Source organism: Cohaesibacter celericrescens (genome assembly GCF_002866925.1).
GTDB classification, from domain to species: Bacteria; Pseudomonadota; Alphaproteobacteria; order Rhizobiales; family Cohaesibacteraceae; genus Cohaesibacter; species Cohaesibacter celericrescens.
Map to the genome: position 1 here is coordinate 178,735 of NZ_PKUQ01000047.1, position 14,700 is coordinate 193,434.

Here is a 14,700-nt window from a genome sequence, read left to right on the forward strand (position 1 = left end):
CTTTAAGCCTCGAGTTGGGCGTTGAAGCGGCTCATGAGAAGGAGCGTCGCTGTGTTTGAACTGACCCGATCGTTGTTGATCATGATGGGGCCGGAGGCAAGGTCGCGGTAGTGACGCGCGACACTGAAGGGAGTGTGATTTTTATAACCGGCTATGCCGGTGATCAGCAGGGCCATGCGCACGACTTCGTTGGCCGTGTTGCTGCTGGAAACCTTCAGTGTATTGATTTCGGTGGCATAATGCATCGAAGACAGCGCGTCTTCATTCTCAACAACGGCTTCATTGTGACGAATGGCAGAAATCAAGTTGCCCTTCAATTCCTGAAGGCGCGCCACAGCATCGGCCAGACGCAGAGCGCCGGGAGGTGTGAAGGTTGGGTTGCGCTTGACGGATGCCTTAACAAACGCCTGCGCACGACGGATTGCATCGGAAGCGATACCGAACCAGATGGCGCTCCAATAGATATGTGTTGCTGCCAGCATGGATTGGGCTGCAATTTCGGAGAATGGCTGCGGGAAGACTTCCTCTGCATCGCCTTCGCATTTGAGGATATAGCCGTTGGAGCACGTGCCTCGCATGCCCATGGTGTCCCAGTCCGAAGTTTTCTCAAGGGTATAATGCTCTTTTGGCACGGCGATCATTACTTGATCGGAGCTGGCCGACTGGGGAGACCGGCGGCAAGTGGCCAGAATGGCGTCACAATAGTCGCCATAGGAAATGCATGTGGCTTCCTTGGTCATTCTATAGCGCCCGTCTGTCACTTCAACCGCGCATGTGCTGTTGCGCAGATCTCCACCGATGCCTGCCTCGGTGGTTGCTGACCCCATCAACAGCTGTTCATCGCAAATGCGCCGCATAAAAGCATGGTACCATTCGGTTTTGATGCCGTGGCTGACAATGGCTGCGACCTTGATCTGATGCATCGCATAGATCATGGCGCTGGAGCCACATGCTTGTGCGAGCTCGATGATGAGATTGGAAATAGCCATCATGTCGAGGCCCTCACCACCAAATTCAACTGGAATAGCAACGCCGAGCAGCCGTTCTTTTTTCAGGGCTTGGAAAGTGTCAATTGGAAAAATGCCATCGCGGTCAACTTTTGTTGCTGTTTTGGCTGCAATATTTTCAGCGACGCGGCGCATTCGTACCATAGGGCTTTCTTGTTGGACGGCCTCAACGGCACTGTCCAAAGTCTCTAAAGCATATGTCATCTGTTCAACCCACTAAAGCTATTCTCGCGGTAGCATGATTATTTCATGTTCGGAGAATTTGAATATCTTTCTGTTTCTCATCGTAATTTTCGCGACTGCTGTGTGCGGCGATTGGCATGGCTAGAGAGCGTGCCGTCCGTAAGGGTGACATGCTGCGTCTGGTGTGAGGGCGCTGCTCCACTGAGGATCGCCTGCCTGCGTTTAAGCTGCTTTTGAAACCAGTCCCGAAAGCGCCTCGGCGATATTCTCTAGGGAGGCGAAGGTTCTGCGAGTCAGGAGTGTTTCGGGCAGTTCGATATCGAAGGTTTCTTCGATGGCAAGCATCAGCTGCACAGACCCGAAAGACGAGAGCCCCGCATCATATAGATCTGCATCATCGGCAATGGTTGATACATCGCAGGGTAAAAAGGTGTTTTTTGCAAACAAGGCACGTACTTGATCAATCATGAGGATAATCCACACAGATGGTTGTTAAATGATCATCCTAAGTTACTTAGAGTTTTATTCCATTTGGTGAATTGAAAGGGTTAACGCTTTGTTTTTTGGGAAAATTTTACTCAATATTTGGTTTTATATTACCAAGACGTAAATCTCGAAAATCCGGTAAGATAAAAACTTGTGAGGTCTTGTATCGGCGGGCAGGACACTGGCGTTCACGGGTGTGCTGAGAGGCACATGAAATCCATTGGTCTCAAGCCACTTTGGATTTTGATTTGAGAGACTGGAGCACATCAAGCACAGCGTGGCTTTCGACAGGGCGCGAGAAATAGAAGCCTTGGACAAAGTCCGCACCCAATGCGTTCAAGATATCGAGTTCATCTGCCGTTTCAACACCTTCGGCAATGCTCTTCAGCCCCATATCTTTGGCAAAGGTGAGTAGCGATTTTACAATCTTGTAGTTGGTGCTGCCTACACTGATCTTCGAGATGAAGCTACGATCGATTTTGATCGTGTTCAATGGGAGGGCATGCAGTCGGGAAAGATTGGAATAACCGGTTCCAAAATCATCAAGGGAAATCGAACACCCCATTTGACGCAGCTTGTCGAGCATATTTTGTGCTTGTGACAGGTCTTCACCCAGAGCTGTTTCTGTCACTTCGAAATCGATATTCCGGGGACTGATCTGACACCGGCCAATAATTGCCATGAGCTTCAGAATGGTCAATTCACTTGAGATGTCATGCGCTGAAAGATTGAAAGACAGGCGTATGTTTGCTGGCCAGTCAACCGCTTCTGCAAGCGATTTTTCGAACATTGTGCATGTGATTGCACTGATGATTCCTGCTTGCTCTGCAATGGGAACAAATTCACTGGGAGGTACCCATCCCAATGAGGGGCTTTGCCAACGGGCCAACGCCTCCATGGCAACAACCTGATTGGTTTTTGCATCAATGATGGGCTGGAAAACTGGATGAATTTCTTCATTCAGATCCGCCACCTTGAGGGTGTGCAATATCTCTGCTTCCCGATGGAAGCCTTTTGCATGATCCCAGGAAAACAGCTGGCAGGTGCCGCGATCGAACCTCTTGCCCCGGTATAAAGCGTGATCTGCCTGGTCCAACAATTCTGCAGCTGTTGTGTCTTTGATTGATCTAGTTGCGATGCCGACAGTGCCTGAGACCGCAACGGTAAGGTCCCCAATTTTAAAGGGGGCTTTCAAGGCTGTGCAGAGCTGATTTCCAAATGCGCGAAGGCCTTCTTCATCTGCGACATCCATTACAATAAAGGCGAATTCATCCCCACCAAGGCGAAAGAGGCAATAGTTTGTTCTGGTTTGCTGCAAAGATTGCAGTCGAGATCCTACTGCGTGTAGAAGCTTATCACCAATCTGGTGGCCATAAAGATCATTCACAGGCTTGAAGCCATCGAGATCAATGATGCCAGCCGCAAGGCTATGGTGACTGATGTCTTGGTCTCGTATCCGCTTTTCGAGCTGAGTATGAAAGGCGCGCCGGTTGGCAAGCCCCGTCAAACTGTCGATATTGGCCAATTGTTCGTTTTCGTTTATCAGAGCAAGGGACCTCTGTTGTTCCTGAATCATGCCACAAAAATTTTTGTTGTTGATGTGCATGATTATCAGCATGCCCACACATACGATTGATACGTTAAGTGCCGTTGCAGAGAAGAACGCAATATTCTGAGAAACGAAAAAAAGAATAAATGTGCCATTCACAATTACGGTAACGAACTTTGCAGCTTGTGGCAGGTATGACAGGCAAAATATGCAAGAAATGACTGTAATTGCCATGTAAAATGCCACATGAGAACGCTGGTAAGCGTTTCCATAGTCAAACAATAATACAGCCCAACTGGAAAAGAAAATCGACAGAATGACCGCATTTCTATTTATTGAATTCAGACGACGGACCAAAGTTTCAACTTTGAGTTCATCAGGCCGAATTTGCCACCAGCTTACGGCTCTTATTATGCTGAGGATGGTTAGAATGCATGGCGTATAGAGGGTCAGATAATCTGGAGCGATACCGAAGTGGGTATAGGCAAGGGCCCATGAGCTGAAAAGCAAAATGAAATACATCAAAGGCAGATGACGGGACATCGCTTTGGTTTGGGCGCGGATCAAAACGGGATCTGAATCATCAATTTTGAACAGATTTTCTAATTTATTTAGAAAAGTTCCCATTATTAGTTTGCCTTTTTGCTCGTGCAGTTGACGCCGGAAATTCCAATATCAGGACAGAGTATATCGAACTGAGAAATATTTGGTAAACTCTGAAGATCTTTGGTTCAATTATTGAATTGAAGATCAAAGCAAATGCAATTTTTTTTATACTTTAATGCTTATTAAGCCCTTCCTCAGAGGAACCTGTGCTCACATCTGTGAGACGTCCATCAGGACTTCACTGTGAGGCGCTTTCGTCTGGCTGTTTTGCCGTCTCAATCAAAATCTGTTTAAGCTGTTTGGCCAATGCATTGATATCAGTCTCGAAGATCTCTGGTGGCAATTGGATACCAGTCTTTGCAGCGCTTTGAAGGACTGCATCTCTAAAAGAGGCTTCGGATTTAAACAGTTTTACGAATTTTTTGGCGTCGAGCGTGAAGATTGTACAATATCCGACTGCGGTTACTTTTGCTGGTTGCCGATAGCGGGCCAAGATTGATAATTGCCCAAACATCTCGCCATTGTTCAGACGAGTTTTCTTTCCGTTGGTTGCGATAATCACGGAGCCAGAGGCAATGAACCAGACTTCCCGAGCTGAATATTCACGTTTGATCAGGCGTTGGCCGGGCATCGCATAAATTGTACGCAAGCTTCGGATCAGTGATTTTCGTTGTTTGTCGGCCAATTTTGCAAAGGCTGGATAATTGGCGACAATACTGGTGGCTTGCTCCTTGAGATTCAAAACAGGGCGCTGGCTCAGTTGTTGACGTCGCTCTTCAATCTGGGTGCCCAAGGTGCTCTTTAATTCAAAGCCTATAAGTCCGTCTTCTGAGAAGGCATCATATTCACGCTTTTCCAGCTGCAAAGTCGTGCGACGGATCAATCTGCGTTCCAGGTCTTCTGCGTAGCCAGGAAATTGCAACCGCAGTAATTCGAGCTCATGATGTGTTTCGTCTATCCTGCGGCTGAGCAGTTCATGGAGTAAATTTGCGATGCGTCGTCCGTGGATGCGCCGAACGCGGTTGTCAATGAAGCTGTCCAGATTGGGCAAGATCATGCCAAGCGATACCAGCACCTCAAATCGGGATTCGATCACACGAGCCAGAGGTCTTCTTATTCCCAGATAATTGTGCAATATCATCGCGATCCGAAACTTCCGGCCTACTTGATAGGCCCGTCGCGCAGCCTCTCGATAACCAATTCGCCCTTTGGCTTGCGTGGCCTCGATGATATAATCTGTTTCCAGTAACAATCGTTCAGCCAAGTCTGCCGAGATAACCTGTTCCCTGAATTCCTCCAGTACGGTGTCTCTTTCGTGCGCGGCGAGAGCGACCAAGCCCAGTGTAATCCGATCGCGATCAAGAATCTGGTCAATATTGTCGGTTGATGCCACAGCGTTATCCAGCCGTGCTGCAAATTGTTTGGCTTCGTCTCGCACAATTTCGTGGGTTAATCCGAAACTGCGTGCCGTTTTGGCGACCCTTTCACGAACCGTCTGCAATGCCACGGCAATGACCTGATTGCTCAAAGCGATATCCAGCGAACTGAGCCGATCAAGCCCCAGTTTGGCAATTGCCCATTGAAGGGTCGTTCCTTGAACTATGAGGGTGAAGAGCGTGAACCCGGTTGCGATAATACCGACCTGATGTTTGATGTCATCGGGTATAAAGCGGTTTTCTGTTACAGCCAGAGCCAACGTCAATGTAACAGAACCGCGCAATCCTCCCCAGAGAATGGCAACGCAATAGCGAGGCTCAATGTGAGGAGAGGCCTTGATTAATGCGAGCAATGGCAGCAAACCAAACAGAATTAGAGCGCGCGCAGCGAGTGCTGCAATGACGACCACGCCAACCAAGATAAGGTCATAGGGCGTAAAGTTGGTCATGAGCCTGGGAATGAAGATAGCCGCGAGTATAAAGATCAGCGCGCCTGCCCAATGGGATAACAAGTCCCAAGTGTCGCGCAATTGAACATTCAATGATGGGGTGAAGCGAGACGTCATATGCAGATTAAGGGTCAGTCCTGCGACGACGACGCCGATGACACCGGATGCGGCCAGTTGTTCTGCTAACAAATAGGTCAATGACGGAACTGCCACAGAAACCGATATTTGCCCCTTGGGATAGGATGACATTCTGGCGATGATCTCTACGGTTATCCTGCCAACGACAAAGCCAGCGGCAGCGCCTCCGGCGATGATCCAGGGAAACTGAAGCAAGGCTTCGCCAATGTCCGGATTCTTTTCATTCAGAGTGACAAAGGCCAGAAACAAAGAAGAAAACGCGATTGCTGCTGCGTCATTAAGCAAGCTTTCTCCTTCAACAATGCGCGCGAGTCTTTGCGGTGCTGATGTGCCTTTGAAAATAGACACCACGGCGGACGGGTCCGTGGTGGAGACGATCGCACCAATCAACAAGCACGCTGCCAAGGATATGTTGGTGCTAAAAGAATAGAGTGAGATGCCAACTGCCAGCATTGCCACAACGACGGCGACAATCGCGAGAATCAGGATTGGTACCCAATCATCCAACATGCGTCTTACGTTGATATTCAAGGCCAACTGGAACACCAATAGTGGCAGAAAAACCGAAAGAAAGATGCTTGATCGCATAGGGAGATTAAGGATGGCGAGAGCCAGAGGATTGAGAGCATCCGTCAAATCTGTGCGCCACAAGAACGCCGCAGCCGCCCCGATCGCAATGCCCATTGCAGCCAGAAAAACCGAATAAGGCAGGCGTAGTCGGGCAGCCAAAGGCTCGCTTATGCCGATAACAAAGAAGATGCCTACAGAAATGGCTATCAGGATCGTCAGATTCATTCATATATCTCGCACGCGTCTTTTGCCTGTGGGGTCATTAGGCTTTGTCGCAATTCTCATATTCGTTCGTGGAAACGGCATTTGCAGAAATGCCGATTGACCGCGGGTTGGGGTTCGTTGTTATTGGCTTATGAACCGCATGGTACTGTCAATCAGTGTAACAGAAACAGAATGGGCTGTGTCCAAGCTGAAGCATCTTCGAAATTAAAGTGTGCACACTCTTTGTGTCGTGAGATGGGGATCAGTCTCCCCCATTGCTATTTGTCTCCATTCACATTCAAAAAAATAACGGATTACTTTAAAGAATTCCTTTTCAACGCTGTTTGGGCACCGTTGGTGTAGAATTGTCCTATTGCTGCTTAATTGACTGATCCGTAACGATTTTCGTCATTTTCGCTCTTTGTTGTTACCACATGCAGAAAAGTGTCAATTGTATTGAGGAGAATAGTGTTTTTTCTTTGTCTTATGGACCCGTTTCTCTATCCGGAAAGCTATCAATAAAGGGCTTTCGCATGGGGGGGAGGCATTCTCAACGATAGGTATCGCGGTTTGGAGTTTTGAAATAGTGAAAGAGATTTATCATACAAATTGATAAAAGCATCGGAAATTCAAGTGTTTCGTTCTGTCCACAGATCGTGTGATTTAGGCGAGGCTTGCACGCCAATTTGGTCGATATCATCGCGCCAAACGGCCAGTCGGGCCGGAAAAAGATGCTTGTATAGGTGACGAAACCAGACAAAACTGGTATCAAAACCTCATAGCCCTATGGCAAGGCGCCGAATGTGGGCGGATACCTCTGAATGCGAATAGGGAGAGAACCAATGCGTACGGTCGAACAAATAGAACTTGCTGATGCTACCGCTGCGGTGGCTGCTGCTAAGGCTGAGGCTACATCGAACGGCTGGGCTGTGAGTGTGGCCGTAACCGATGCGGGTGGGCATTTGTTGGCTTATGAGCGCATGGACGGTGCCGCTGCTTCTTCCGGTGAGATTGCGTGTGAAAAGGCTCGTACGTCGTCTATCTTTCGTGCGCCGACTGGCGGGCTTGAAGATAAAATTAAAGACCGGCTGGCAATCCTGAGCCTGCCAAACGGAATGCCGATGCGAGGTGGTATTCCAATTGTTGTGAATGGCACCGTAGTTGGGGCTGTGGGCGTTTCAGGCCTTGCGCCGCATCAAGACGATCAAGTCGCAACGGCGGCTGTTGCCATGTTGTCTGCATAAGGCTGCAAGGCTGAAGGGTAGAGTATTGCCGGTAAAGGGTAGATCCTGTTTGCAATTGTAATTGGGGGGTGGGAATCGTCATGAGCCATATTGGGTTGTGATGAAACACCTTGTCCATTCTCACCTACAGGTGATTTCCATTGTCTTAGTGACTATTTACCGTATTTGACGAATTAACCCCGGTTAACAACACGCTCTTTGTTTGGGGAATACTCATGTCTGTCAATTTGAAAACAGGCAATGATAATGCTGTGCCCTGACGATCGGGAACACTGCATTATCAATTACAATTCCATAGGCAGCGCCGTGCAGCAAATGCATTCGCGATTGTTTTTCTTATGATACCGCACCCTCCATAATGGGTGGATCCTCCGTCAAATCCGATGCTGTGTTGACCAGCATGGTGAGAATAGTTGCCTTGAGGGTAGGGAGGTAAGCATTGAGCATTTCGTGCGTCATCGGCGAGACTTTTAGACTGGCACAGATGAAAATGACAAATGTTGCAAATTGCGCAGGAGATTGTCCTATTTCTCCCAGCTTATCCGCATAGGGTAGAAAAAACTCTGACAGAAACTGAAAGTCTGCCTGCTCGATTTTCTTGATTGCAGGATGACCGTTGATTTCAGGATTGGCCCATATTTCGAATATATTTGGTTCCATATTGATCCGCTCGAAAGGAATGACCACCCTTTCGTCTAAATAGACATCCAACTGTTCACTTAGAGATTTGCACTCTACCAGCCGCCGTTTGATTGATTGAAGACGGTGCATCTCATTGTGACAAATGACTTCAGCAATAACATTTTCCTTACAGCCCATAACGGAATAAATCGTTTGTCGCGACAAGCAGGCCGCTTTGGCTATGTCGCCCATAGTTGTCTTCTGAAAACTTTGTCGCTTTGCAACAGCTCCTGCTGCCTGGATAATTATTTCTTTGGTATCTGCCATGTTCAATATGTCTGCCGACCAAGTGCGCGCCCCCTAAGTGATGGTCGGGACGCGCCTGTCGCCACCCCTCAGTGGTTTCGAGTGCTTACTTCTTGTTTCAACAAGTTGCCTTTACGAACGCGCAAAAGCCTTTCCAAAAATTAATATACAAAAACAGTTATTTTGTAAATTAAACACATGTCATCTTGACAAAACAAATCCAAATGTCTATCTTTAGTTTACAAAATGCAGATTATGTAATTTACATAAATCAAAATATGTAAATTCAACGCTAACAAACCTCTGAGAGCAAAACTCAACATCTGGACGAAGCTAGCGAATTACTCTGAAGGAAGGACTGCGGTCCTGAGGCGTTCGCATTGGCATCAATGGTAAATTTCCAGCGAGGCTCTCTAACGGTTTTAGGTGATTGCATTCTGAAACACAAAGTAAGACGGGCTTAATGCCGATCAGTAGAAAAGTATATCTTATGATTGGGTTTGAGTTGTTGTTTAAGGATTGTCTTTTTAACTGCTTGCGACACATGCAGACAGACTATCACACTATAACAAAACCCGTTTAATTTGAGATGAAATATCGAATTTTTCGAGATAACATAAGAGGAACAAAACGATGAAAAAAATAGCTACCGCTCTTTCCGTAATTGCCATCAGTGCTATTGCTTCAACTACTTTTGCTTCAGCAGCACAGCATGTAGACAGCCATAGCCTAACAGGATCTCAGGTGAAACAACTTGTTCAAGAACAGGGTAGTGTTCTTCTGGATACAGGTCCAAATCTGTTTGATCGTTATGTGGCAAATGGTTCTTACTGTACCCTATTGGGTGAACATGCCGAGCCTGCTTATGTCCCAACTGCTAATTCCAGCTCTGAATTTGTCGGTTATACTTGTCAGGCCAACCATGACAACAGCTAAAAGCTAAAGCAATTAGCTTGCCCCCGCTTAGGGGTATTATAAACCCCGCAGACTATCCGCCACGGCAATGCATCATACGATGGCTCTGCTGTGGTGGATTTTTATTGTCATGAGAAAGCTGGACTTGCACCGATAAAGTGGAGAGTTGACCTCTCGTTTTATGCAGCCATGCTTTCAAACTTCACTGGGCTGATGTTACACAGGTATGAATGTCTGCGACGTGGATTATAAAAGCCGTTGATGTAACCGAACAAGTCGTTTTGAGCTCGTTCTCTGGTTTCATATTGGTTTCTCCAGATTAATCCTGCTTTCAGTGATTTAAAGAATGTCTCAACGACAGCATTATCATAACAATTTCCCTTGTCCTGCATCAACCGCCCGACGCGACGTTCGCCATTGACGATACCTTGCTCCTGAAGCTCCTCGGTCATTCGCTTGCGTCCATAGGCTCGGCAGTTCCGGGCATGTTCGCTGCGAATATGGGCCAGTTCCTTGTCCTTATCGTCATGCGGACCACTCATCAATTCAGCGTCCTTGTGACTGGTAATCCATTTGCACAGTGTTGAAAGCCCAATACCCAGATCGTCCGCAACTTGTTGCTGTGTCAATCCGCTGCTCTGCACTATGGCCTCTCTCAGCCCAACGTTGCTAGTGTTCTGATCGGCACAGGGAAGGTTTCATCCCATAAGAGCAACCTAGACGCTCTGTCTGCAAATATGCCAAAGGAACTGGCCGATAAGATTTTCTGAGGGTAATCTGGAGGGGCTTTTCTACGAGATCGACAATTGAAAATATACACGATGTTTGCTTTGCAAGAAAAGGTTGGTTCTTTTAAAATCTCGTGATCCGAAGGATGTTCCTACGGTATCCATCCTCTGATGGCAGCTAATGGGAATCTTCGTTGCGATTCTGGATTTCTGATGAGTGGCCTGTTAGGGCCGTCCTTTCCATTCGAAAAGATGCTGCAACTGATAGAAGCAATCGCGCTGCGAAGGTCTTGAGAGGGCTCTGACCTGTCCTTTGCAGTGCTGCATTGAAGTCTCCTTGAAGCGGATACTCGCCCTGCATCGAAACGCACGGTCTGATTTCAACCACCGGAGTGAAACTAGATCAATACATCCAAACTGCGGACCGGCAAATTTCTATAAAGCTGCGTAGAGGCGGCGGTGCGGACCTATTGGAATAGTAAAGACGTGGTCCATCCATCTTGGGCCACCAGTCTGGAAAAACCGGCACCAGCCTGCCGGTGGCAAAATCCTCATCCAGCCAGTTCCGGAAGGTCTGGATGATACCTATGCCAGCTCTGGTGTAACAGAGCCCTGTGTCAATTGCGTTCACGCTTAAGATGAGGCCGTTGATTGGCTTGACCTCTATCTGCTGCCCTTCTTTGCTCAGCGTCCAAGGCAGCAGCGGGCCGTCTTTCAGGCGGTACCGGATCGCGCTATGCGCAGTTAGATCCTCCGGTTCAAGGGGCATGCCATGTTCTTCCAAATAGGCAGGAGCTGCGGCCAATGCCATCTGCTGCGAGCGAGGCCCGATCGGGATAGAGATCATGTCTTGCTCCAGAACGCTGCCATAGCGGATGCCTGCATCACAACCAGCGGCAATGATATCCACCAGATCATTTTCTACCATGATCTCCACCGCCACCTTAGGATGGCGGAGGCGGTATTCGGCAAGAAGTGAAGGCAGGATATCTGGCATAACCGCACCGGGTACATTCAGTTTTAGACGCCCTTGCACCTGCCCACCAAGATTGATGACCTCAAGGCAAGCTGCATCCACTGCAGACAAGAGCGGCGTAACCCGGTTCACAAGCAGTTTTCCTTCGTCGGTGAGATGCAGGCTCCTCGTCGTGCGACGCAGGACCGGCACACCAAGCTGCGCCTCAATTCGCGAGATTGTCGTGCTGACCTTGGAAGGCGCGACACCAAGTCGGCGGGCGGCCGCACGAAAACCTCCGTCACGAAGCACGGCTAGCAGGACGGTTAGATCATCAAAGGAAACTTTGTTCTCCATACGGAACAACCTGTTCGAATTTTACTCTCTTATCTTCATATTTTAAAACAGTCATTATGTCGATCAATTACAATTGATCGAGTGCCAGCGGCGCGAAACGTATGATTGGAGATTGGACAATGTTTGTTGTTACAGGTGCCTCGGGGAAACTTGGCGGATTTATCGTCGAGGCGCTGTTGCGCCTTGTGCCCGCTGAGATGGTCGGCGTGAGTGTCCGAGATCCTGCGAAGCTTTCGCAGCTTGCCGCTCGCGGTGTGCGTGTCCGACGGGGTGATTACAATGATGCCGACAGTCTGCGCTCTGCTTGGGAAGGTGCAGAAAGACTACTGCTCGTGTCGTCAAATGCTGCCGCCGCCGGAGGCAATGCGCTGAACCAGCATCAAACAGCCATAGCGGTGGCGAAGGAGTTGGGCGTGAAGCGGTTGCTCTATACCAGTCAGGTCTCCAGCAACTTGCAATCTCACTTCCCTCCAGGCCGGGATCATGCAGCAACCGAGGCAATGCTTGCGCATTCCGGCCTCGCATGGACGGCGTTGCGCCACGGTTTTTACACCGATAGCGCCATAAGCATGCATGCAAGCGGAATTGAGAGCCGCAGTCTGACCGGCCCCGAGGACGGTAAGGTTGCCTGGACGACCCACGAAGATCTGTCTGAGGTGGACGCCCTTTTTCTAAGCGGTCGCGAAACGATCGAGGGCCCGACGCCTCCCTTGACCGGCAGCGAAGCACTTGACATGGGAGATCTTGCAAGACTGGCTGGAGAGGTTGTCGGCCAAACCATCGAGCGGCGCTTTATTAGTGAAGACACTATGGTAGAGAATGCGCGGAGTCATGGGCTTCCGGAAAGTGTCATTAGAGTTATGACGGGCTATTATCGCGCCGCTCGGGAGGGAGAATTCGCGACAATCGACCCCACCATGAAAAGGCTGTTGGGGCGAGAACCACAACACATCAAAGATGCACTGGTCCGAAAACTCGGATAAAGAGCGGATAGGGTGGTCTGCAGTGCGTCCTTCTCGACGCTGACATTCGTCTACGCCGCAGCATTTGATATGAACTAATGACGCGCCGTCAGGCAATGCAAAATTTGTCGTATTGCCCCAACGGCTGTTTTTCGAATGGTTGAGGTTGTCGCTCAAAGGGCGGCTTCCTCGAACACGCCAATCACCCAATCCAGAAATGCCCGCACTCTGGGGGAGAGCTGTCGATTTTGCGGATAGTAGGCTGCAAGGGACATGGGCGGGGGTGGCGCTTTGGCCAAAACCTCAACCAAGCGCCCGGCCTCAAGGTCATCCAGAAAGCGATAACTTGGTGCTTGCGCGAGGCCAAATCCTTCTCTTGCCAAGTGGTGCACTGTGTCTGCGTCATTGGTCGTTACTGGTGCGTGTAAGAGAACTTCCTCAAAACGTGTGCCGACTTTGAACTCAAGCGGCATAACCGCTCCGGTACGCGAGGACAAAAAGCCCACCATTTGATGACCTTTGAGGTCTTGAACGGACTTTGGAGTACCGAACTTTTCAAGATACTCCGGACTGGCGCAGGTGATTTCTGGGATGCTGGCAAGCCTTCGCATCACCATGCTGCTGTCCTCCGGTTCTCCGGCGCGGATGACACAATCCACGCCTTCACGCACCAAATTGACCAGTCGCTCCGTCTGACCAAGTTGCAGGGAGATCTTGGGATATCGGGTGAGAAAGTCCGAGAGGTGTGGCAACAGAAAAACCCGTGTCAGCGTGCCGGGAGCATCTATGCGCAAAAGTCCAGAAGGCTCGTGGCCACGCAACGCACCTTCTGCTTCTTCCAGATCCGCCAGAATTGCCAAGCAACGTTGGTAATAGGCGGCACCATCGGGGGTGGCTGCGATATGGCGCGTTGTGCGTTCCAGCAGGCGGCTTTCCAAATCGCGCTCCAGCCTCTGAATGGCTTCACTGGCTGTTGAGCGGGGAATGCCCAGATCAACAGCCGCTTTGGTGAAACTTCCCCGTTCCAGAACGCGGACAAACAGGCGCAACGTCTCAAGGCGGTCCATCATTTGTTCGCTATTCCCGAATTATGTAGCCCGATTTTGCATGATTATCTGAAGCCTATGCTGGTTTATCTCTTGTGTAAACACAAAGGAGACAGACATGAAGCATCCATCCAAAAGCGCAATCGTTACTGGTGCAAGCAAGGGGATCGGCGCAGCCATAGCGCTTCGCCTTGCAAAGGACGGGCATAAAATTCTAGTCCATTATGCGCGTGATGAAGCCGGCGCATATCAGGTCGTCAAAGCAATAAAAGATACGGGAGGGCAAGCCATTGCCGTTCAAGGGGATGTTGCTGAACCATCCTGCGTGGCGACGCTTTTCGATGCAGCCGAACGACACTTCGGATCCGTCGGCATTCTGGTGAATAATGCCGGCATCATGCGTCTCGGTCCGATCGACATGGTGACAGACACAGACTTTGATACCCAATGCGTCATCAATTTGGGCGGCGTATTCAGAGGGATGCGGGAGGCGGCCAATCGCATGGCCGAAGGCGGTGCGATTGTCAGTTTGTCCTCCAGCGTCGTTGGCCTCTACCAACCCAACTATGGGATCTATGCCGCAACCAAAGCCGCCGTCGAGGCGATGACGCATGTGTTGGCAAAGGAGCTTGGTCCACGCGGGATCTCGGTCAATGCGGTGGCCCCAGGGCCGGTTGAAACCGAATTATTTCTGGCTGGAAAACCTGAGGCGTTGGTCGACACTATCAAGAACATGAACCCGTTTGGGCGTTTGGGATCGCCGGAAGACATCGCAGACGTCGTGGCCTTTTTGGCCAGCTCTGATGGTCGCTGGATCAGCGGTCAAACGCTCCGCGCCAACGGAGGCCTAATCTAACCCCTACAAAAAGGGAGAATCCAATTCCATTTGCATACTATAAATTGCCACAAGATGACCTTTCCTCGACACAGAAAGAAGA

The 14,700-nt window shown here is 49.5% G+C and carries 12 protein-coding genes; 4 read left to right on the forward strand and 8 right to left on the reverse strand.

Features of this window, described 5'->3' with window-relative positions; all coding sequences use genetic code 11:
* Positions 1–2: 2 nt before the first annotated feature.
* The 4 genes from C0081_RS18915 to C0081_RS18930 form a co-directional block, all read right to left on the reverse strand.
* Positions 3–1,211 carry an acyl-CoA dehydrogenase family protein gene (locus C0081_RS18915; RefSeq protein WP_101535413.1) on the reverse strand — a complete coding sequence of 403 codons (1,209 nt, stop codon included), beginning with the start codon at positions 1,209–1,211 and terminating at the stop codon, positions 3–5.
* Between the two features lie 201 nt (positions 1,212–1,412).
* Positions 1,413–1,658: an acyl carrier protein gene (locus C0081_RS18920; protein WP_101535414.1), complete on the reverse strand. Its 246-nt coding sequence runs from the start codon at positions 1,656–1,658 to the stop codon at positions 1,413–1,415.
* A gap of 244 nt (positions 1,659–1,902) precedes the next feature.
* Positions 1,903–3,852 (reverse strand): putative bifunctional diguanylate cyclase/phosphodiesterase, encoded by a 1,950-nt coding sequence (locus C0081_RS18925; protein ID WP_101535415.1) that lies wholly within the window; start codon positions 3,850–3,852, stop codon positions 1,903–1,905.
* A 217-nt stretch (positions 3,853–4,069) separates the two neighbouring features.
* Positions 4,070–6,649 carry a cation:proton antiporter gene (locus C0081_RS18930; RefSeq protein ID WP_101535416.1) on the reverse strand — a complete coding sequence of 860 codons (2,580 nt, stop codon included), beginning with the start codon at positions 6,647–6,649 and terminating at the stop codon, positions 4,070–4,072.
* An 821-nt stretch (positions 6,650–7,470) separates the two neighbouring features.
* Between C0081_RS18930 and C0081_RS18935 the strand changes: the two genes are divergently transcribed.
* On the forward strand, positions 7,471–7,872 hold the full coding sequence (locus tag C0081_RS18935) for a GlcG/HbpS family heme-binding protein (protein WP_101535417.1): 402 nt from the start codon (positions 7,471–7,473) through the stop codon (positions 7,870–7,872).
* Between the two features lie 336 nt (positions 7,873–8,208).
* Here the strand turns inward: C0081_RS18935 and C0081_RS18940 are convergent, their stop codons facing one another.
* Positions 8,209–8,820, reverse strand: coding sequence for a TetR/AcrR family transcriptional regulator (locus C0081_RS18940; RefSeq protein WP_101535418.1), 612 nt, complete (start codon positions 8,818–8,820; stop codon positions 8,209–8,211).
* Between the two features lie 612 nt (positions 8,821–9,432).
* On the opposite strand from C0081_RS18940, the gene C0081_RS18945 reads away from it, so the two are divergent.
* Entirely contained in the window at positions 9,433–9,735 is a 303-nt protein-coding gene (locus C0081_RS18945; RefSeq protein WP_101535419.1) for a hypothetical protein, read from the forward strand.
* A gap of 158 nt (positions 9,736–9,893) precedes the next feature.
* On the opposite strand, the gene C0081_RS18950 is transcribed toward C0081_RS18945, so the two are convergent.
* Together C0081_RS18950 and C0081_RS18955 are read right to left on the reverse strand one after the other, a co-directional pair.
* Positions 9,894–10,256, reverse strand: coding sequence for an IS3 family transposase (locus tag C0081_RS18950; RefSeq protein WP_425349499.1), 363 nt, complete (start codon positions 10,254–10,256; stop codon positions 9,894–9,896).
* Between the two features lie 589 nt (positions 10,257–10,845).
* Positions 10,846–11,754 (reverse strand): LysR family transcriptional regulator, encoded by a 909-nt coding sequence (locus tag C0081_RS18955; protein ID WP_101535421.1) that lies wholly within the window; start codon positions 11,752–11,754, stop codon positions 10,846–10,848.
* A gap of 119 nt (positions 11,755–11,873) precedes the next feature.
* On the opposite strand from C0081_RS18955, the gene C0081_RS18960 reads away from it, so the two are divergent.
* Positions 11,874–12,737 carry an NmrA family NAD(P)-binding protein gene (locus tag C0081_RS18960; protein ID WP_101535422.1) on the forward strand — a complete coding sequence of 288 codons (864 nt, stop codon included), beginning with the start codon at positions 11,874–11,876 and terminating at the stop codon, positions 12,735–12,737.
* A gap of 152 nt (positions 12,738–12,889) precedes the next feature.
* Here the strand turns inward: C0081_RS18960 and C0081_RS18965 are convergent, their stop codons facing one another.
* Positions 12,890–13,783 (reverse strand): LysR family transcriptional regulator, encoded by an 894-nt coding sequence (locus C0081_RS18965; RefSeq protein WP_146006499.1) that lies wholly within the window; start codon positions 13,781–13,783, stop codon positions 12,890–12,892.
* 97 nt (positions 13,784–13,880) lie between these two features.
* Between C0081_RS18965 and C0081_RS18970 the strand changes: the two genes are divergently transcribed.
* The gene (locus tag C0081_RS18970; RefSeq protein WP_101535424.1) at positions 13,881–14,618 is read left to right on the forward strand and encodes an SDR family oxidoreductase; all 738 of its coding nucleotides are present in this window, start codon (positions 13,881–13,883) and stop codon (positions 14,616–14,618) included.
* The last annotated feature ends 82 nt before the right edge of the window (positions 14,619–14,700 follow it).